Source organism: Streptomyces sp. NPDC058459 (assembly GCF_042721685.1).
In the GTDB taxonomy this organism is placed as follows: domain Bacteria; phylum Actinomycetota; class Actinomycetes; order Streptomycetales; family Streptomycetaceae; genus Streptomyces.
In genome coordinates this window covers 1-17,846 of sequence record NZ_JBHXLV010000138.1, presented here as the reverse complement: position 1 = coordinate 17,846, position 17,846 = coordinate 1, and the positions used below count along the sequence as shown (strand labels likewise).

Sequence of the window (17,846 nt, the reverse complement as noted above, 5' to 3'; positions counted from 1 at the left end):
GGCCGGTGGTGCACCGGCCGGTACCGGTTCGCCGACCGCGTCCGCGTCGAGGCGGTCGCCTGCCCTGACCGGGCCCCGGCCGAGGCCGGCGGACAGTGCCCGGCCTGCGCCGGGCGGGACGACTTCCGCTTCGCCCACCGGTTCCACTCCGGCGGGCACGTTCCCGACGCCCTGGCGGCGTACATGGCCCAGCCGCACTGGCTGTACCTGGCGACGTTCGCCGACGGCACCACCAAGATCGGCACCGCGGCCGATCCCCGTAAGCGCTCCCGCCTCGACGAACAGGGTGCCCTGATCGCCACCTACCTCGCCCAGAGTGCTGACGGTCGCGCCGTGCGGTTCCTGGAGGATGCCCTCACCCGCCACCTCGACCTGACGCAGACCGTGCGAGCCGCGGCCAAGCTGACGGCCCTGGCCGAGCTGCGCGACCTCGCCCCGGCCGGCGCCGCCCACCAACAGCACCTCGACCGCGCCACCGAGGCCCTGAGCGGCCTGAATGTCCCGGCCGCACCGGAGCCGTGGACGCCGCCCGGCGATGGCGACCTGCTGCGGACGCCGGAGACCGGGCGCGCCTTGTACCCGCACGACCCACGCTCCGGTGAGCACGGGCTGACGGTGCTCTCCTGCCTCGGCTCCCAGGTCCTCGCCACCCTCGACGACGACGGTGAACAACTGCCCTACCTGCTCGACCTCGGCGCCCTCAAGGGCCGCCGCATCGTCCTCGGCGCCCAGTTCTCCTCACCGCCCGCCGTCGTACAGTCCGTGCTCTTTTGACCTGTCCGAACGCCCGGCCTGCACTCCCGGGCCGCCCTGAGAAGCGAGGCCACAGCAACATGGCACCCCAGGACGCCATCCTCGGCTGGGACGAGGACACCAACGCCGAGGCGTACAACACCTTCACCCGCGACCACCCCATGTACGACGCGACCAGCCGCGACCTCGCCCGCCGAGGCCATCTGGCCGACGCCAGCCTGGTGGTCGACCTGTGCGGCGGCGCCGGCGCGACCGCCCGCGCGATCCTCGACCTGATCCCGGCCCGCGCCAGGGTCGTCTCCGTCGACAACGCCGCCGCGATGCAGCGTGTCGGCCGCCGCACCCTGACCGACGCCCGCCTGGCCTGGATCACCGCCCCGGCCGAACGGCTCGCCGACCATCTCCACGCCGACAGCGCCGATGCCGTGGTGTGCAACTCCGCGATCTGGAAGACCGATACTGCTGCGGTGTTCGCGGCCGTCGCCCACATCCTGCGCCCAGGCGGGCACTTTGTCTTCAACATCGGCGGCGGCTTCGCCGGCGTCCGGCACCCCGACGAACTGTCCGCCCGCACCGGGCCTTCCCTGAACACCCTCATCCGTCAAGTCGCCGCTGAGGGCCACGGATACACCCCGCCGCCGAAGGACGCGGACGGGCCGCCGAAGCTGCCGCTGGAGACGGTCACCGAGCAGCTGTCAGCAGCCGGACTAACGGTCGTCGGCACCGAGGTCACCGCCCAGCACAGCACCATGGCCGAGAAGAAGGCGTGGCTGTCCATTCCCGTCTTCGCGCGGCCCGAGGGCGACTTCACCCACGCCCAGCGGATGCAGATCCTCGACGCCGCCTACGCCATGACCACCCCCGGTGCCCCGGCCGTGACGAGCTGGCTCGTCGTCGTCGCCCAACGGCCGGAGGCCGCGGCATGACTCCGGCTGCCCCGGCTCTCGGCGGCGGGGCCCGCCTCTGTGACCACGCAAGCGTCGGAGTACTGATCTCCTCTCCGAGCGGCCTGCTGGTGTTCGAGCGGGCGACTCGTCCGGCCGGCATCGCCCCGGTCGCCGGCCACGTCGACGAGCATGGCGGCCCCGAGCAGGCAGCCCGCGACGAGGTCACCGAAGAGGTCGGTCTCAACGTCACCCACCTGCACCTGTTGCTGGATCAGTGGCGGCCCAACCGCTGCCGCCGCAGGCCCAGCGGTCCGGTCGGCCACCGCTGGTGGATCTTCCAGGCCGAGTTTTCTGGGTCGCTGTGCCCCTCGCCCCGGGAGATCCGCGCCCCTCGGTGGATCCGCCCCGCCCAGCTGCAGCAGCACGCGCTGCGGACCGCCACGTACGCCAACGGGTGCCTGGACCGTGAGGAGTTCGAGCGCGAACCCGGCCTGGAGCCGGTGTGGTGCCGCTTCCTGCACGACCTTGAGCGCGTCACCCTGCCCTCGGCCGACCTCGACCGGATCGAGGCCGTCCTGTGAACGGCGGCCAGGGTCCTACCTCAGCGGGAGCCGACCGCCCGGCCGGCCGCAAGGCGGCGAGCGTGCGCACGGATCCGCTCGCGGTCCTCGGGGAAGACGCTGTCCCAGCTCGTGTCCAGACGGAACCATGCCGCCGGCTGGTTCTGCTCCCCGGCGAGCGGTACGTCGCGTCCCACGATCGCGGCGTAGGACAGGCCCAGCGTCGGAGACCAGTCGGCCCGGTAGGAACGCACCGCCACGGCCGCGGGCTCGGGCAGCAACTCGCTGCGCAGGCCGGTCTCCTCCAGCAGCTCTCGCGCCGCCGCCGCACGCGGCGCCTCGCCCGGCTCCACCTTGCCACCGGGCGGCACCCATCCACGCACGCGGTGCTTGACCAGCAGGACGTGCTCGAAAGCAGGGTCGGTGACCCACACCTCGGCCGCCAGCGGCTCCATCGGATGCCGACGGGCTTCCTCCAGCCAGGCCCGTGCACCGTCGAACTCCCATGCGGCGAGGCGGGCATCCGCAACAGCCTCGTCCAAGATCACCTGATCGACTTCACCGTGACTCACCCGCCCCACCCTAGGCCGACGAACCGGCCCGCCGTCGCAGCGACGAGCAGGCAGCCATACGGGGATGTGCGGCCGACGCGGTGGCCCCTTCGGGCCGCAGGACGATCACCCATGGCGCCCGCTTCACACGAAGGAGACCAGCGTGCCCGATGAGCAGCCCTCGGACCGGGGAGCCTGGGTCGTCCTCGGCGGCGTCCACCTCCTCAACCGCACCGCGCCCCGGCGACCAGACGAGCCGATCGTGCTCGTACGGGTGCCACCGCAGGAGGTGTGCCGGCCGGCCACCACCGTGATCGTCCGCTGGAACGCGCTGGGGCCCTGCTTGGCCGAAGCGCTGCACCCCGACGGCACCCGGCTCGGCGCGGCCAGGATCGACGGCGGCGAACTGTTCCCCGACGCCATCGCCGGCCCCGCCCTGCGCGGCCTGGTCGGCACCGAGGCCGCCCCCGGCCTGGTGCCGCTGTGCTACCTGGCTGAACACCCCGGCGGCGGCTACCACGCGTACGCGCAGATCCGCTTCCACCCCGAGGACGCCTGCTTCGTCCGCACCACCCGAGAACCAGTCGGCCATGACCCGGTCGAGGAGCTGCGCTGGCTTGGGCCCATGCTGACGGCACACGCCGAGTCGGGCACGGCGCTCAACAACCACCGGCGGTACTTCCGCAAGCACTTCTCCGGCAGTGAGCTGGAGTTCAAGTACACCCTCGACCCGGCACCCGACATCTGGGCCGCGTCCATGGAACTGCTCAAGGCGCTGCGCGACGGCAAGCTGGAAGGCTGCCGTCCGGAGTACCGGGAAGAGTTCCAGATCCACCACACCGAGAACCATCTGTTCGACGTCACCGGCCCCGAGCCCGAGATCGGCTACGCCTCCTTCATTCCCACCGTCACCGCCGGGCACGTGCTCAAGCGGAAGTGGTTCACCGAGGACGCCTTCGCCCGCCGCGAGGAACTCACCCCTGGCCTTGATATCACCCCCGACCGCTTCGAGGCGTTCCTGCGCGAAGACCTGGGCCTCCAGGTCCGGGCCATGCCGCCTTTCCAGCGCGTCCGCTACGACATTCAGTGCGAGTCGATGCGCACCGGACACATCTACGGCATCTTCCTCGACTGCTGCGCCCTCCTGGCGGCCCCTGAGGTGGTGCTTTCCCAGTGCGAGCTGGAGTATCTCCGCTCGCGCAGCATCCTCGACCACGACCAGGACGAGGTCCTCATCGAGATGAAGAGGATCAACATCTGGCTCTGCGAGTACCTCGCCAGCCACGGTTGGGCCGCCGAGCACACCTTCTACTCGAAACGAAGCTTCCTTCGCGATGCCATCGCCCTCCGCCCGGAACTAGCGACGTTATGACCGCCAAGCCACCTCCGGCAATCCCCCGCAGGAGGCACCACAGTGATCGAACACGGCATCACAGCCCGCCCCGGCCGACCACAGAAGGACCGCGAGGTTTACCCTTCTCAGCGGTGCGACTCGCCGCACCATCGAGGCTCTCAGGGGTCAGGGCATGGACACAGGCCCAGTTACGCCGCCACGGCCGGGCTACCTGGACCTATACGAGGTGCATGAGATCACGGACTCCTGGATGGCCCTCGTATGGGCGCAATGCGGCGGCCACCTCTCGGAACCGGGACTGCGCACGGGCCGATTCGACGCCATCGGTGAGATGGGCCGTGTTCAGGGCCAGTGCGGTGCAGGCGTCGATGTCGCCCAAGACGCGATACGTGTCGGCCAGGTCAAGAGTCGCAAGCATGTAGTCGCGAGGGTAGGCGGGTCCGGTCACAGCCAGACGATGTTTGAGGTAGGGCGTGGCGTCCTGGGGTTTGTTCGCGGCGAGCCAGGCGCGGCCGGTCGCCGCGTCGAGCGCGTGCGGGGTGAGCCACCGCGACCACCAGGGCCCGTCTGTGCCGGCGTCCTGGAGGAGTTCGTGGCCCCGGTCGCGTGCGCTGCTGAGCGCATCGGTGTCGCCGCGGCGTCCCGCAGCGAAGATTTCCCTGTCAGCGATGACCGCGCGCACACGGGGTGGGAGATCGCCGTGAGACGCGACGTCCAGGAGCGTCTTGGCTTCCTGGTGCTGCCCGAGCCATGACGCCTGGTAGGCAGCAGAGGCCAGGAGGTTGTGCGCCGCGAAGCGGGCGGGACCGGCCGGTGCGACCTCGCGGGCCAGCCGCAGTCCGGTCTGGTAGACGCGTTGAGCCTGCGCGTGGCGGTCCGCGTCGAATAGCATCCACCCGTACTGCTCGCAGACCTCGACGAAGGCTGTGTGCAGGCGGTCGGCCTCGGCATTGCGGTAGCGGGCGTTGATCACGACGCGGGCGACGCCCTGCCATAGTCCGTGCGCCCAGTCGAGATTGCTGGAGCTGCCTTCGGTGTCGTCCAGGTCCCGTAGCTCCTGGACACCGTTTTCGATGCCGGTGACCAGCCGGGGGGAGAGACGGTCGCCGTCTTGTGCGGCTCTCAGCGCCCCGCCGGACATGAGAAGTGCAAGGCCGGGCGCTGTGACAGCGGCACCGCTGAGGAGGGTACGGCGGTCCATGGAATCAGGGTCTCCCTTGCTGATCTCGTGGAGCAGGTCGGGTAAGGCGGCGTCGCCAGGGGTGTCCAGACATGGACGGACAGGACTGTGCCGACGGAGTCGTGGCCCGTCCCAGCCCAGCTCCTTGGCCGTCACGTAACGTCCTGCCCAGACACAGAGCACGGCGAGTGCGTCCGCTTGATTGGCTTTGTCCGGCCGGACCGGCGCCGGGCGGATCCACGGGTACACGCTCTTGAGGTGCAGCGGCCATAACCCGCGGCGGGCGCGCAGTTCGTTGATGCGCGCCGCAAGTTGTTCGGGTTTCATCCCCAGCTGCGCCAAGAGAACGGCAAGCGGTGCTGCACCAACCGGCTGCTGCTCCACACGGCACTCCTTCCGGGCGCAAGACGCGTCAGCCGACGCTAGCGTGAAGCGCTGCGAACCGGCACCTGGCGCGGGTGAAACCCGGTGTATGTACACCGAGTTGCGTGCGTACACCCAGTGCACTTCGTACACCTCGCGGACGGCTACTCCCCCGGCCCCGTTTGCGGTTCTCTGTCGTGCACCGAACGAGGAGCAAGGGGAGGAAAGTGGATCAATCTACTGACAGGGTGCCCGCCTACGAGGCCGTGGCCTCTCCGCACCTGGCGCAGTCCCTGGACTGGCCGGCGGACGGTTCTCTTCCCACCTCTGGGCGGAGGCCCACCGCCGAGGGCGCGGGGATGGCGCTCGACGACCGGTGGCACGCCCAGAGTGCTCGTACGGATGCGCGGGCGGCCACCAGAGGTGACGTGGTCGGACCGTGCGCGAGCGGACGGACCCGTTACCCGCGCTATTTCAGCCGCGCTGCCGGGCCCTACCTGTGGGATCTGGAGGGGAGGCGGTACGTCGACTTCAACCTCGGGTACGGGCCCGTCGTCCTGGGGCACGCCGATGAACGAGTGACCGGGGCGGTGATCGCCGAACTGCGCAACGGCAACTGTGTCGCGCCGCTGTGGAGTTGCCGCCAGAGCGAGCTCACCGACCTGCTGATCTCGGTGGTGCCCGGCGCGGAGATGGGATATCTACTCAAAACCGGCTCCGACGCGACGAGCACGGCGGTACGGCTGTCCCGGATCTTCACCGGGCGCGACAAGGTGATCCGCTGGGGCTACAACGGCTGGCACGACTGGGCAGCGGGTATCCCGGCGGGCATTTCGGAAGCGACACGCGCCGACACGCTGCTGTTCGACTACACGGATCTCAGCACGCTGCGTGATGCGTTCGCCCGCCACCCCGGGCAGGTGGCGTGCGTGCTGATGATGCCGTTCGGCGACGAGCAGGCTCCCGAGGGCCACCTGCACAAGATCCGCGACATCGCGCACGAGCACGGGGCGCTGTTCGTCCTCGACGAGATGCGCTCGGGGTTCCGGTTGGGCCTGTCCGGTGCTCAGGGACTCCTAGGTGTCCAGGCGGACGTCAGCACGTTCAGCAAGGCCATGGCAAACGGACATCCGATCTCCGCCGTCGTTGGGCGGGCCGACGTGCTCTCGGCCTCTGCCCGCACCCGGATCTCCTCGACGTTCTACGCGGACCCCGCCCCGATGGCCGCGGCTCTCACCACGATCCGGATCCTGCGTGACACCGACGCGTTGGAGCGGATCTGGACGGCCGGCTCGGCCTTCCAGGAGGGCCTGTCGGCGCTCGTCGACCGGCGTCGTGTGCCGGCCCGGGTGGTCGGGTACCCGCCGATGCCGTTCCTTCAGTTCACCCACCCCGATCCGGGCATGCGCGAGCGGATGAGCACGGCCTTCGCCGCCGGGGCGGCGCAGCACGGGGTGCTGCTGCATCCGAGTCACCAGTGGTTCCTGTCCGCCGCACACACCTGTGAGGACATCGAGTTCGCGCTGCGCGCCTGTGACCAGTCGCTGGCCGAGCTCGAACCGGTGCTCGCGACGCAACCCGCCTGATCAGCATCAAGGGCCCTCCCTTCGGGAGGCGCGCCCCGCCACCGACGTCGAGGCGCGAGCCTGCCCGTCGGCGGTTGCCCGCCGTCGACGGCACGGATTCATTCGCAGTTCGCCGACAAGGTTCGGCCGAAGCTATCGAGGAGACCACGAGTGACGACACCCCGGCTTATAGCGCCCTCCGACACGGAGCAGGCGACCAGAAACCGGCTCATGCACCTGTTTGCGGAGCGGCCGATCCCCGATGACGCGCTGCTCGACCACCTCGAAGTGTTCATGCGCCCGCAGCGCATCAACGAGATCCTCACCCTCGAACAGCTCTACCAGCACGTCCTCGGCGTCCACGGGATCATCGTCGAGTTCGGTGTCCGCTGGGGCCGCCACCTGTCCGTGTTCAACGCGCTGCGTGCCCGCCACGAGCCGACCAACATGTACCGGAAGATCGTCGGGTTTGACACCTTCACCGGTTTCCTCGACCCAGCCCCCCAGGACGGCGACTCCGACCGGGTCTTCGCGGGCAGCATGAGCGTCACGCCCGGCTACGAGAGCTACCTGGAACAGGTCCTGTGCCTGCACGAGGCCGAGGCGCCGATGGCGCACATTCAGCGGTTCGAGCTGTGCAAAGGCGACGCTCCGGAGCAGCTGGCCGCCTACCTGGAACGCAACCCGCAGACGATCGTGGCGCTCGCCTACTTCGACATGGACCTGCACGATCCGACCCGCGCGTGCTTGGAGTTGCTGCGCCCGCACATGCCCGCCGGCGGTGTCCTGGCCTTCGACGAGCTGACGCACCCGGACTTCCCCGGTGAGACCGTGGCGCTGAAGAACGCGATCGACCTCACGGGCCACTGCGTCCAGCGGTTCCCGCAGTCCCCGTACCCCGCGTTCGTGGTGCTGTGATGGGCGCCGTCACGCAGGTCCTGCGGTGGGCCGCCGGCGCGCACGACCTTCCCGAGGACCAGGACTTCGACGACCGCGTGTTGCTCGATCTGATCGGGCAGCATGCACTCAGCGGCCGTCTTCAGCATCGCCTTCCCACCGGGCCGCCATGGCTGCGCGACCGGCTCGGCGGGCCCGTAGCGGCGATGCACGCCGACACCCTGGCGCTCGCCGACGCCCACGTCCGTGCGGTCGAGCGCATCGTGGCCGCGCTCGGCGAGCAGCCGCCACCGGTGGTGGTGAAGGGGATCGCGACCGGGCTGCTCACCGGCGAGAAGCACCTGCTGCGGTGTGGGGACATCGACCTGGTCTGTGCCGGCGGGGAGCCGTTGATCGAGACGTTGACCCGGCTCGGCTACGAGCGCACCCGGGCACCGTTCCTCCACGAACTCGGTGAATTCACCCGTGAGGGCGTCGAGATCGACGTGCACGCCTACGTTCCGGTCCCCGGGTACGGTGCGGTGCGGCACGCGGACCTCACACCCCCGGAGCACACGAAGACTTGGTACCAGCCGCGCCGTGCTCTCTCGATGCACCGGATCCGGCACAGGCGGCTGGTGGACGGCGCCGTCACGGTGGGCCGAGTCAGCGTTCCCGACCCCTGCCTGCTCACGATCGTGCTCTGCGCCCACGCCTTCTTGAACTTCACCAACATGTGGTCGCTGTCCCATCGTGCCAAGCCGTACGTCAAGCTCGCCGAGCTGGCAGACCTGCACGCCCTGGTCCAGCACCCGGCCTTCGACACGCCACGGTTCCTCACGCTGGTCGAGGACCTGGACGCGGGTGACGCGGTGGGCTGGGCGGGCTGGGCGTCGACCGTGCTGCTGGGCACGAATCCGCTGCCCGTACCGGCCAGCACGGGCCCGTTTCCCCGCTGTCTGTGGTGGGACTTCTGGGTCCGGTTCCCGGTCGATGAGGAGGCGCTGCTCCGGCCCGGCTGGTTCGACCTCGCCACCGTCATGCCCCTGCTCCCAGGGCGGATCGAGCTGGACACTGGCCGCCCGGCGCCGCCCTGGACGGTCACGGTCCGCCGGGACGCCGACCGGGTGACGGTCACAGTCGGCCTGCCGGAACAAACGGACGCGGCGACCGAACGCGGCCGGGTCGACTTCGGAGGATGCGGAACGGAGTGGGTCCTGTCCCACGGCCGGCTGACCGCTGTCGGCGGCCACGACATCTGTGACCTGCTGCCGGGGCGTCGCGTACGGCTGCGCTACCGCATCCCTCGTGGGGGCGGGGAGATGCTGGTCGGCGTGGCCGAGCAGGACTCATCCGGAGCGCTGCTGTCGGCCGTACTGCTTCCCGCCACCTGGCAACCGGCGGATGAGGCGGGTGGACGATGACCAGCACCGATCAACTCCCCGGATACTCCTGGGACACGACCGGCCGGGTCGAGGCCGGCATCCAAGCCCTGATCAGTGAGCGGCTGGCGGCGCTGCCGCCGCGCGCCGCCATGCTGGCATCCCGGCTGCGCGCGGTCACCGGAGACTGCCGCCTCACCGCGCTTTACCTGCGGCCGGACTCGCCCAATGGCGTCGTCCAGCTGTGTGAACGCCTCGTGTCCACGAGGAACGCCCAAGAGCGCGCCCTGCTGCACCACGAGATCGGGCGGCGCCGCTTCGCCCGCCCAGGCACCGCCGAGGTACGTCTCACGGGCGACCTGGAACAGGTACTGATGGCAACCGACCGCCGCACCCGGGCCTACGTACCTGACCCCGGGCACCGTGCCATGATCGGTTCCCTGCTGAACGACTTCGGCACGGGTTTCCCGGACTTCGTGGAGAGCCAGCACGAGGTGCCCGGACCGAACGCGCGCCTGCGCCAGGGCATCGTCAAGTCGTGGCGTCTGCCCGACGGCACCCGCGTGATCAGTAAACGCGCCAACCCGGCCAAACCCGGCCGGTTCGCCCAGGAACAGGTCGCCTACCGCGCCATCGCCTGCCGGCTCGCTGGCGGCATCACCTTCGGCAGGGACCGGCAGCTTCGGCTCGCACCCCTGCTCGCGACCATCCGGGACGGAACATCCGGGCACGTCTACGCCGTATGGCAGTGGGTCCCCGGGAAAACCGCCGAGTCGATGCTGCTGGCACCAGGCGAGCACACGGGCCTGCTGCGCGACTACCGGGATCTGATGGACGCCTTGCTGGAGCGCGGCATCCTCTGGGGCGACCTGAGTCCCCGCAACGTCCTCGTGCACGGCCGGATACACCATCTCGTCGACTTCGAGAAGACACAGGTCCCTGGCGAAGACATCCCCGTACCGCACAGGGAGCGGGGCGCCTACTGCCGCGGTCAGATCGGAGTCGAGGAACTCGGGGTCCTGTGCCCCGAAGCCCAGGTCCGCGCATGCCTGTACGGCTACCTAGATCCCGACACCTGGGACCTCAACGCCCCGGGCCCGGTGCCGTTCCCGCCGCGCCCGGAAGTGACGGCGGTGCTCACCGGACGCGGTATCACCAACCCGGACCTGGGCACCTATAACAGGGCCGACCGGCAGATCTGGCAGGTCCGCTCACCAGACCGTGACCCCGCCACCGGGCAGCCCCGCTATCCGGGCCTGGTCAACTTCCGTGTCGAGCACTACCTGAGCTGCGCCGGCCGCACCGACGCGGACGACTACGACCGCAAGACCACCGAGATCCTGATCGCCGGACGCCGGCTTGGCTGCTTCGACGACGCGGTCCAGGCCGTTGCCGACGCGGTGGACGAGGCGGAACGGCAATTCGTCGTCGCCGAGGTCGCCGAGCTCATCGCCGGCAACGACACCGGGCCCATTCCCCCGCCGCACACGGCGATCCACGCGCTGGTGGACCGTATCGACGCCCTGGACACCGCCCGGCCAGATCCCGGTGGCTTCCGATCGGCCTGCACCACCCTGAGAAAGGATGGGCGATGACGCAACCGCCCCCGCTCGGGGCCGTGTCCTTACGCACGGATCAGGTTGTGCGGATCGGCCCGCTCACCCTGCGCATTGCCAGCGACGTGCCCGACTTCCCCGCGCTGCACTATTTCAGCCGGGCCGCCTGGATGCCCGACACCACCGTGCCCGACATAGAACTGCGGTGCCTGTCGCACGTCAATCCCGGCCTGCCCGCCGACACCACGGCACGCGCCCGCAACCTCGCCTCCGGCTATTACGTGACCGACCACTTCGGCCCCCCGGTGCGCATCTCCAGCTCAGGCAACCGGATCGTGCTCGTGGGGGACCACCTGGAACGGCTGGTCTGGCCGTACGTCGTGAAGTACCTGCTCCTGCGCCACACCGCCACCACCGGTGGACTCTTCCTCAAAGCAGCCGCCCTCGCCGCCGGAGACTCGGCGACGCTGATAGTCGGCCGCGGTGGCGCCGGCAAGTCCGTCCTGGTCACCGGGCTGTGCCGCAGCGGCGCGACATTCATCACCAACTCACACGTGGTCCTCACAGACGGCGCTGTCCAGGGCGTCGCGAGCACCATGCGGATGCGGCCCGGCCCCTGGCTGGACCAGGCGGCGAATACCGCGGCCCTCGACCCACGCGAACGCCTCGTCGACCCCTACGAAGCATTCCCCCACCACGCGGGCACCCCGGTGCCACTGCGCGCCGTATGGATCGCCGACTTCCGCGCCCCGCACGAACACGACGTGCAGCAACTGCCCCCCGACGAGGCGGCCAGCATCGTCGAACAGTTCGCCTTCGGACTCAACGTCTACCGGCTCGAAGAAGACCTGCTGGACCTGTGCGGCGGCGACTACCGCGCCTTCGCCAACCAGTACGGACGGATGCGGGCACAACTGCACGCGGCGGTCAACAACTGCCCCACCTACCTCGTGCGCTCGGACGTCCAGCACACCGCACACCGCGACCAGCTTCTCCAACTGCTCTGTGACGGAGGTACTTCATGAACGGCGCCATCATCGGCTACGGCACCATCGCGACCGGCCACGCCATCGGATACCGCCACACCGAAGGCATCGACGTTACCGCCGTCGTCGACCCCACACCGGCACGCGCGGAGGCCGCCCGCAGCGCCGGGCTGCGCGCATACGCCACCTACGCGGAAATGACCGACCACGAGAACCCAGACTTCATCGACATCTGCACACCGCCCGACAGCCACGCCGACTACATCGCGCTCGGGCTGCGCGACGGCTTGCACGTGCTGTGCGAAAAGCCGGTGCTGATGCCGCACGAGGGCCGCTACGACCGCCTGCTCGACCAGATCGCGGCCTCGGACAAGGTCTTCTACCCCTGCCAGAACTACAAGTTCGCCCCCATCCTGGCAACGATGCAGCAGGTCGTGCACAGCCCCGGCTTCGGCAACGTCCTCAGCGCCCGCTTCCGCACCCTGCGCCAGGGCCACGCGGTCGGCGTCCCCGAGTGGAACCCGCACTGGCGGCGCGATCCGCTCATCGCCGGCGGCGGGATCCTCCGCGACCACGGCCCCCACAGCGTGTACCTGGCGACCCACCTGACCGGACGCACGCCGCTGGCCGTGTCCTGCCTGACCGGTGCCATGCGCCACGACTGCCGCACCGGCACGGAGGACACCGCGATGCTGATGATCCGGTGCGACGACGACGTCCAGATCGAACTGGACGTGACCTGGTCGGCCGGATACCGCAACAGCTACTACTCGATCATCGGCAGCGGCGGCAGCGTCACCGTGGAGAACGACGACGTCCGCTACACCCTGGGCGGCCAGCTGCACCGCACGACCCTGCCCTCCAACTTCGACGACCCCAGACACAGCGACTGGTTCGCCGCGATGTTCACCGACTTCCTGACCAAGACCCGGCACCCGGAACAGGCAGCACCGCTGCTGGCCGAGTCGTTGACCACCTCCCTGGTGATCGACGGCGCCTACGCCTCGGCGGCCGACGACGGCCGGTGGGTCGAGCTGACACCGGCACGGGACCTGATCACGGGCTCCGCGCGATGACAGCGCCGCACCTCAGCACCGGCCCGGCGACACTCGACGAGATCCGGGACTGGATCAGCAGCCGGCCCGGCGACAAGGCCGTGCTCGCCACCGGCTGCTTCGACCTTCTGCACGCAGGACACCTGTGCTTCCTGGAGCAGGCGAGAGCGCTGGGTGACCTCCTGGTCGTCGGCGTGAACAGCGACCAATCGGTCCGGGACCTCAAAGGCCCCAGCAGGCCCATCGTCGGCGAACACGAACGCGCCACCCTGGTAGGCGCTCTGAGGTGCGTCGACCGCGTCTTCCTCTACGACGAGCCCACCGCCGACCGCCAGATCCACTTCCTGCGTCCGCACATCTTCGCCACCGCACGCGCAAGCATCTCCGCCTACCCCAGCGAAGTGGCGTCCGCCGCCGACGTCGCGGCACACGTGCACGCGATCGACCGGAATACGCCGTACTCGACGACCAGGCTGGTCAACACCCTGCGAGCGAACCTATGACGGAGAAGGTAATCGCCACCGGCAGCGCCCCGTGGATCACGGTGCCGCATCTGATGGAGGTGGTCAGCGCAGACTTCTACCCACCACAGCACCTGACCACCGCGGCCTTCGGCCTCGTATCCGATACCCGAGGCCACCTGCTGCTGACGCACGTCAACCTCCCTGGACGAGGCTGGGACGTGCCCGGCGGCCACATCGACCCCCACGAGGACGCCCGGCAGGCCGCAACGAGAGAAATCAGCGAAGAAACCGGGCTTCACGTACCCGCAGAGGCGCTGACGCTGCTCGGATGGCAACGCTTTACCTTGCACGAGAGGCCGCAGGCCAGCTATCCGTACCCGTTCCCGGTGTCGTACACGCTGATGTTCACCACGCAGACCGGCCTCGCCGATCCGCCGGTGGACCCACCCCCGGACTCGGAGTGCGGACCTGCCGGATGGTTCACCCCTGCCCAGGTCCGGCAGCGGTGCGCGACCTGCACCTGGCTGCCTTTCCTCACCCAGCTGCGCGAGGCCCGACACCATGCCGACGTCTGCGCGGACTGAGAAACCTTCAGCCTCCCGCGTAGGGCACGAGGAGACACCGATCGAGAAGGGGCACCTACGTCTACGCCGGGCCGCTTGGGAAACGCTCTTCAAGCGGCCCGAAGCCCTCAGGCAGGGGGATCCCGAACCGACGGCACAGCAAGGGCACGTCGTGGCGATCGACATCACGAGCCGGATAACCGGTATGCCAGCGCACCGCCCACTCGGCCGACTCGCACCGCACCGCAGTCCCGGCAATCGAACCACGTCCGGCGAGTGCTTCAGCCGGAAAGGGACCGCCATCGACCACGGATCCGTAATGCAGTGATCCGTCCGCGAGCGGCTCGTAGAGGTGCAAGTCGACCCGCAGCCGAACGCCGTCGTGCAACACGAAGTTCCACGGCCTGTCACCAGGCCACGGGAAAATCCGGTCGACACCAGCCTCCCCGAACGCGACGAACAGCGCCTCAAGGTGTGCGGCCGGCGCCCATACGTCAAGGTCAGAATGTTCCCGCGTCTGCTCCCCGAGCAGCGCATCCACGCCCCACCCGCCCCCAACACACGCATCCACGGCGTGGGCGTCGAGCCGCTCCACAAGCGCGACTACATCCTTGGCTGACATCGAATAATCGCTCACCGCATCAGAGTAGAGGCCAGCCCGATCCCACATCTGGCGATTACTACAGCTTCACCGGACCGGCTCCCACGGAAGCGGTCTACGACCGCATCCGGGCGCTGAGCGCGCGGACGCGGTCGGCCTCATCACCCACAGCCTCCGCTCCACCTGCGCCGCCGAGCGCGCCGCAGCGTAGCGGCGGGCAAGCGCGCTGCCGTCGCGGCTAGGCGCTGTCCGGCGGATTAGGCCCGACGGCAACATCTGGTAGTGGTCCGGCGCGTGTGCGCTCTCCCCGGTGTGAGGCTGCTGGGAAGGGGGACGACGACCGATGAGTTTCTCCGTGATCCGCAGTCAAAGATCCAAGTTGGTGCGCTGGAGCCGCTAGCGTGGTCCAATCGCGCACCGACCGGATCTGCTGAGAACCGGACACGAGATATCGAGGAATCTTTGATGCGTACCCTGATCAGCACCGCCTTCATCTCGCTCGACGGCGTCGTGGAGGCTCCGGGCGGCGAGCCCGGCTACCGGAATTCCGGGTGGACCTTCAAGGACATCGAGTTCCTTCCCGAGGCGTTCGGCATCAAGGGCCAAGAGCAGCAGGAAGCCACCGCGATACTGATGGGCCGGACCAGCTACGAGGCATTCAGCCCCGTGTGGCCCGACATGGAGGACTTCGCCGACTACAATATGATGCCCAAGTTCGTCGTCTCCACCACCCTCACCGAGGGCGACCTGGTGACCAACTGGGGTGAGACGACAATTCTGCGCTCACTCGACGAGGTCGCAGCACTGAAGGAGACCGAGGGCGGCCCGATCATCGTCCACGGCAGCGCCTCCCTGAACCAGGCCCTCTCGGACGCCGGCCTGATCGACCGCTACCACCTGCTCGTCTTCCCGCTGCTGCTCGGCGCCGGCAAACGCCTCTTCAGCGCCACCGACAAGGACACGCAAAAGCTGAAGCTCGTCGAGCACGAGGTCTACGCCAACGGCCTGCAGAAGAACATCTTCGACGTTGTCCGCTGACAGTGGTTCCTGCACCCTCTGCGCCGCCGCAACTTTGGACGTGGCACCTGGGCAGGTGTGTGTCATCGGAGCCACAGTCTGAGCGCCGCGAGGGTGACGGTGCCGTGGAAGACGTACACCCGTTTGTCGAAGCGGGTTGCTACGGCCCAAGAGCCCTTGAGTGCGTTGATCGTTCGCTCGACTTCGTTCCTACGCTTATAGATCGCCTTGTCGAAGCCGGTGGGCCGGCCGCCCTTGTTGCCTTTGCGCTGGCGGTTGGCCCGCTGGTTCTCTGGTTCGGGGATGGTGTGCTTGATCCGGCGCCGTCGCAGGTACTGGCGGTTGCGGCGGGAGGAATACGCCTTGTCTCCACCCAGATGGTCGGGCCGGGTCCGGGGTCGCCCGCCGTCCTGGCGGGCGACACGGACACGCTCCATGACCGGGATGAGCTGCGGGGCATCACCCCACTGGCCCGGGGTGATCAGCAGGGCCAGTGAGCGGCGTCCGCCCTCACCGGCGAGGTGGATTTTGGAGGTCAGTGCCACCCCGGGAGCGACCGATTCCCTCGTCGGGACGGTGCTGCTGGGGCGCGCGACTTTTCCCGGTATCCGTGGAGGCTTCTTGCGTGCCCCGGCGGCGTGTTGGTGGGCCCGGCAGGAGGTGGAATCCACGCTCACCATCGACCAGTCGATACATCCCTCCGCGTCGGCGTCGACCAGGACGGCAGCGAAGAGCCTGTCCCAGGTGCCATTCGCTGACCAACGACGATGCCGCTCGTACACGGTCTTCCACTTGCCGAAATGCGCAGGTAGGTCCCGCCACGGCACCTCGGTTCGGTTCCGGTACAGGATCCCGTTGATGATCCTGCGATGACTCTCCCAACGACCCCCGCGCTGCACGGACTTCGGCAAGTGCGGCTTCAGCCGGGACCATTCTTCATTTGTGAGATCTCCCCGCCCCATGAACATGCCAACGAGCCAGGTCCGGGACGGTTATATGATCCGCCGGACAGCGCCTAGACGCAATGCCGGTGACTTAGGGGTCCTTGCAGAATGATCCTTTTGTGGCACGGTGGAGATGTACGTGATCCCGTGTCTTGTGGGGTGTGACGATGGCGCGGCGCAAGCCGTGGGAGGTCAGCGACGAGTTGTGGGCGGTGATCGAGCCGCTGTTGCCGAAGCATGAACGGCGCTTCCGGCACCCGGGGCGCAAGCGGATCGATGACCGCAAGACCCTGCAGGGTGTGCTGTTCGTCCTCTATACCGGCATCCAGTGGGAGTACCTGCCGCAGGAGTTGGGGTTCGGTTCCGGGCCTACCTGCTGGCGCCGGCTGGCTGAATGGCAGGAGGCCGGAGTGTGGAGGGGACTTCAGCGGGTGCTGCTGGACCGGTTGCGGGCGGCCGACCGCCTCGACGTTTCCCGCGCCACCATCGACGCCTCCCACGTGCAGGCCAAGCGGGGGCGAAGCAGCCCAAAAGTCGGTCCGAGCCCGGTTGACCGCGCACGGCCGGGCTCGAAGCATCACGTGCTGACCGAGGCGCACGGCATCCCCCTGCGGGTGTCCCTGACCGGTGGTCACCGCAACGACGTCACCCAGCTCCTGCCCCTGGTCGACAGCATTGGGCCGGTGCGGGGCAAGCGGGGTCGGCCCCGGCGTAAGCCCCGCACGTTGTATGCCGATCGCGGCTACGACCACGACATCTATCGGCGCCGCCTGCGCGAGCGCGGCATCACACCGAAGATCGCCCGACGTGGCCAGCCGCACGGCTCGGGACTGGGCAAGGTCAGGTGGGTCGCCGAGTCCGCCATCGCCTGGCTCCACGGCCCCCGCCGCTTACGAATCCGCTGGGAAGTACGCGACGACATGCACGACGCCTTCCTCCAGCTCGCACACTGCATGACCCTCGCCCGCAGACATCCAGCTTTCTGAAAGCACCCCTTAGATGTCTTGTGCTCGTTGGTTGTGGTGTGGCGAGGATGGGGCAGGTCAAGTCGCCTGCGAGGGAGCGGTTGTCGGACCGGGTCGCGGTCGGGGTGCTGACGCGGGTGTTTCCGCCGGGGCTGGTCGATGAGGTGATCGCGGAGACCGGGCGGGGTGAGCGGCGTAGTCGGTTGCTGCCGGCGCGGGTCGTC

At 68.9% G+C, this 17,846-nt stretch carries 19 protein-coding genes; 15 read left to right on the top strand and 4 right to left on the bottom strand.

What is annotated here, in order from left to right:
- The 3 genes from ACFWN1_RS22795 to ACFWN1_RS22785 form a co-directional block, all read left to right on the top strand.
- The coding region (locus ACFWN1_RS22795; RefSeq protein WP_384364826.1) for a DUF2797 domain-containing protein at positions 1 to 774 on the top strand (774 nt) is incomplete at its 5' end.
- Positions 775 to 833: 59 nt separating this feature from the next.
- Positions 834 to 1,679: a class I SAM-dependent methyltransferase gene (locus tag ACFWN1_RS22790; protein ID WP_384364823.1), complete on the top strand. Its 846-nt coding sequence runs from the start codon at positions 834 to 836 to the stop codon at positions 1,677 to 1,679.
- The gene (locus ACFWN1_RS22785) at positions 1,676 to 2,221 is read left to right on the top strand and encodes an NUDIX domain-containing protein (RefSeq protein ID WP_384364820.1); all 546 of its coding nucleotides are present in this window, start codon (positions 1,676 to 1,678) and stop codon (positions 2,219 to 2,221) included. Before ACFWN1_RS22790 ends, ACFWN1_RS22785 begins: the two co-directional genes overlap by 4 nt.
- Before the next feature lie 20 nt (positions 2,222 to 2,241).
- Here the strand turns inward: ACFWN1_RS22785 and ACFWN1_RS22780 are convergent, their stop codons facing one another.
- Positions 2,242 to 2,748 carry an NUDIX domain-containing protein gene (locus ACFWN1_RS22780; RefSeq protein WP_384364835.1) on the bottom strand — a complete coding sequence of 169 codons (507 nt, stop codon included), beginning with the start codon at positions 2,746 to 2,748 and terminating at the stop codon, positions 2,242 to 2,244.
- A 166-nt stretch (positions 2,749 to 2,914) separates the two neighbouring features.
- Here ACFWN1_RS22780 and ACFWN1_RS22775 point away from each other — a divergent pair, with 166 nt between their 5' ends.
- Complete coding sequence (locus tag ACFWN1_RS22775; protein ID WP_384364817.1) at positions 2,915 to 4,123, top strand: hypothetical protein; 1,209 nt, start codon at positions 2,915 to 2,917, stop codon at positions 4,121 to 4,123.
- A 199-nt stretch (positions 4,124 to 4,322) separates the two neighbouring features.
- Here ACFWN1_RS22775 and ACFWN1_RS22770 read toward each other — a convergent pair whose 3' ends face one another.
- Complete coding sequence (locus tag ACFWN1_RS22770) at positions 4,323 to 5,669, bottom strand: XRE family transcriptional regulator (RefSeq protein WP_384364814.1); 1,347 nt, start codon at positions 5,667 to 5,669, stop codon at positions 4,323 to 4,325.
- 338 nt (positions 5,670 to 6,007) lie between these two features.
- On the opposite strand from ACFWN1_RS22770, the gene ACFWN1_RS22765 reads away from it, so the two are divergent.
- The 8 genes from ACFWN1_RS22765 to ACFWN1_RS22730 all read left to right on the top strand — a co-directional run bounded on the left by ACFWN1_RS22765 (position 6,008) and on the right by ACFWN1_RS22730 (position 14,116).
- The gene (locus ACFWN1_RS22765; RefSeq protein WP_384364811.1) at positions 6,008 to 7,234 is read left to right on the top strand and encodes an aspartate aminotransferase family protein; all 1,227 of its coding nucleotides are present in this window, start codon (positions 6,008 to 6,010) and stop codon (positions 7,232 to 7,234) included.
- A 210-nt stretch (positions 7,235 to 7,444) separates the two neighbouring features.
- Positions 7,445 to 8,131 carry a class I SAM-dependent methyltransferase gene (locus tag ACFWN1_RS22760; protein WP_384364808.1) on the top strand — a complete coding sequence of 229 codons (687 nt, stop codon included), beginning with the start codon at positions 7,445 to 7,447 and terminating at the stop codon, positions 8,129 to 8,131.
- A complete protein-coding gene (locus tag ACFWN1_RS22755; RefSeq protein WP_384364805.1) occupies positions 8,131 to 9,513 on the top strand; it encodes a nucleotidyltransferase family protein in 1,383 nt (460 codons plus the stop codon). The genes ACFWN1_RS22760 and ACFWN1_RS22755 overlap by 1 nt, the downstream gene beginning before the upstream one ends.
- The gene (locus ACFWN1_RS22750; RefSeq protein WP_384364802.1) at positions 9,510 to 11,066 is read left to right on the top strand and encodes a hypothetical protein; all 1,557 of its coding nucleotides are present in this window, start codon (positions 9,510 to 9,512) and stop codon (positions 11,064 to 11,066) included. The genes ACFWN1_RS22755 and ACFWN1_RS22750 overlap by 4 nt, the downstream gene beginning before the upstream one ends.
- On the top strand, positions 11,063 to 12,052 hold the full coding sequence (locus ACFWN1_RS22745) for a hypothetical protein (RefSeq protein ID WP_384364800.1): 990 nt from the start codon (positions 11,063 to 11,065) through the stop codon (positions 12,050 to 12,052). Before ACFWN1_RS22750 ends, ACFWN1_RS22745 begins: the two co-directional genes overlap by 4 nt.
- Positions 12,049 to 13,089, top strand: a complete 1,041-nt coding sequence (locus tag ACFWN1_RS22740; protein ID WP_384364797.1) for a Gfo/Idh/MocA family protein — start codon at positions 12,049 to 12,051, stop codon at positions 13,087 to 13,089. Before ACFWN1_RS22745 ends, ACFWN1_RS22740 begins: the two co-directional genes overlap by 4 nt.
- Positions 13,086 to 13,571 carry an adenylyltransferase/cytidyltransferase family protein gene (locus tag ACFWN1_RS22735; protein ID WP_384364794.1) on the top strand — a complete coding sequence of 162 codons (486 nt, stop codon included), beginning with the start codon at positions 13,086 to 13,088 and terminating at the stop codon, positions 13,569 to 13,571. The genes ACFWN1_RS22740 and ACFWN1_RS22735 overlap by 4 nt, the downstream gene beginning before the upstream one ends.
- Before the next feature lie 41 nt (positions 13,572 to 13,612).
- Positions 13,613 to 14,116: an NUDIX hydrolase gene (locus ACFWN1_RS22730; protein WP_384364791.1), complete on the top strand. Its 504-nt coding sequence runs from the start codon at positions 13,613 to 13,615 to the stop codon at positions 14,114 to 14,116.
- A gap of 61 nt (positions 14,117 to 14,177) precedes the next feature.
- On the opposite strand, the gene ACFWN1_RS22725 is transcribed toward ACFWN1_RS22730, so the two are convergent.
- Positions 14,178 to 14,732 carry a nucleotidyltransferase domain-containing protein gene (locus ACFWN1_RS22725; protein ID WP_384364788.1) on the bottom strand — a complete coding sequence of 185 codons (555 nt, stop codon included), beginning with the start codon at positions 14,730 to 14,732 and terminating at the stop codon, positions 14,178 to 14,180.
- A 429-nt stretch (positions 14,733 to 15,161) separates the two neighbouring features.
- Here ACFWN1_RS22725 and ACFWN1_RS22720 point away from each other — a divergent pair, with 429 nt between their 5' ends.
- Positions 15,162 to 15,734, top strand: coding sequence for a dihydrofolate reductase family protein (locus ACFWN1_RS22720; protein ID WP_384364785.1), 573 nt, complete (start codon positions 15,162 to 15,164; stop codon positions 15,732 to 15,734).
- A gap of 62 nt (positions 15,735 to 15,796) precedes the next feature.
- Here the strand turns inward: ACFWN1_RS22720 and ACFWN1_RS22715 are convergent, their stop codons facing one another.
- Positions 15,797 to 16,675, bottom strand: coding sequence for an IS5 family transposase (locus ACFWN1_RS22715; protein WP_384364832.1), 879 nt, complete (start codon positions 16,673 to 16,675; stop codon positions 15,797 to 15,799).
- Between the two features lie 149 nt (positions 16,676 to 16,824).
- On the opposite strand from ACFWN1_RS22715, the gene ACFWN1_RS22710 reads away from it, so the two are divergent.
- Entirely contained in the window at positions 16,825 to 17,643 is an 819-nt protein-coding gene (locus tag ACFWN1_RS22710) for an IS5 family transposase (RefSeq protein ID WP_384364782.1), read from the top strand.
- Between the two features lie 47 nt (positions 17,644 to 17,690).
- Positions 17,691 to 17,846, top strand: a 156-nt coding sequence (locus tag ACFWN1_RS22705; RefSeq protein WP_384364829.1) for a transposase domain-containing protein, incomplete at its 3' end; no start/stop codon positions are given.

What these genes read in the sequence shown, in the direction of transcription:
- ACFWN1_RS22790 (WP_384364823.1), top strand. Translation starts at nt 834, where the DNA reads ATGGCACCCCAGGACGCCATCCTCGGCTGGGACGAGGACACCAACGCC.
- ACFWN1_RS22785 (WP_384364820.1), top strand. Translation starts at nt 1,676, where the DNA reads ATGACTCCGGCTGCCCCGGCTCTCGGCGGCGGGGCCCGCCTCTGTGAC.
- ACFWN1_RS22765 (WP_384364811.1), top strand. Translation starts at nt 6,008, where the DNA reads ATGGCGCTCGACGACCGGTGGCACGCCCAGAGTGCTCGTACGGATGCG.
- ACFWN1_RS22760 (WP_384364808.1), top strand. Translation starts at nt 7,445, where the DNA reads ATGCACCTGTTTGCGGAGCGGCCGATCCCCGATGACGCGCTGCTCGAC.
- ACFWN1_RS22755 (WP_384364805.1), top strand. Translation starts at nt 8,131, where the DNA reads ATGGGCGCCGTCACGCAGGTCCTGCGGTGGGCCGCCGGCGCGCACGAC.
- ACFWN1_RS22750 (WP_384364802.1), top strand. Translation starts at nt 9,510, where the DNA reads ATGACCAGCACCGATCAACTCCCCGGATACTCCTGGGACACGACCGGC.
- ACFWN1_RS22745 (WP_384364800.1), top strand. Translation starts at nt 11,063, where the DNA reads ATGACGCAACCGCCCCCGCTCGGGGCCGTGTCCTTACGCACGGATCAG.
- ACFWN1_RS22740 (WP_384364797.1), top strand. Translation starts at nt 12,049, where the DNA reads ATGAACGGCGCCATCATCGGCTACGGCACCATCGCGACCGGCCACGCC.
- ACFWN1_RS22735 (WP_384364794.1), top strand. Translation starts at nt 13,086, where the DNA reads ATGACAGCGCCGCACCTCAGCACCGGCCCGGCGACACTCGACGAGATC.
- ACFWN1_RS22720 (WP_384364785.1), top strand. Translation starts at nt 15,162, where the DNA reads ATGCGTACCCTGATCAGCACCGCCTTCATCTCGCTCGACGGCGTCGTG.
- ACFWN1_RS22715 (WP_384364832.1), bottom strand. Translation starts at nt 16,675, where the DNA reads ATGGGGCGGGGAGATCTCACAAATGAAGAATGGTCCCGGCTGAAGCCG.
- ACFWN1_RS22710 (WP_384364782.1), top strand. Translation starts at nt 16,825, where the DNA reads ATGGCGCGGCGCAAGCCGTGGGAGGTCAGCGACGAGTTGTGGGCGGTG.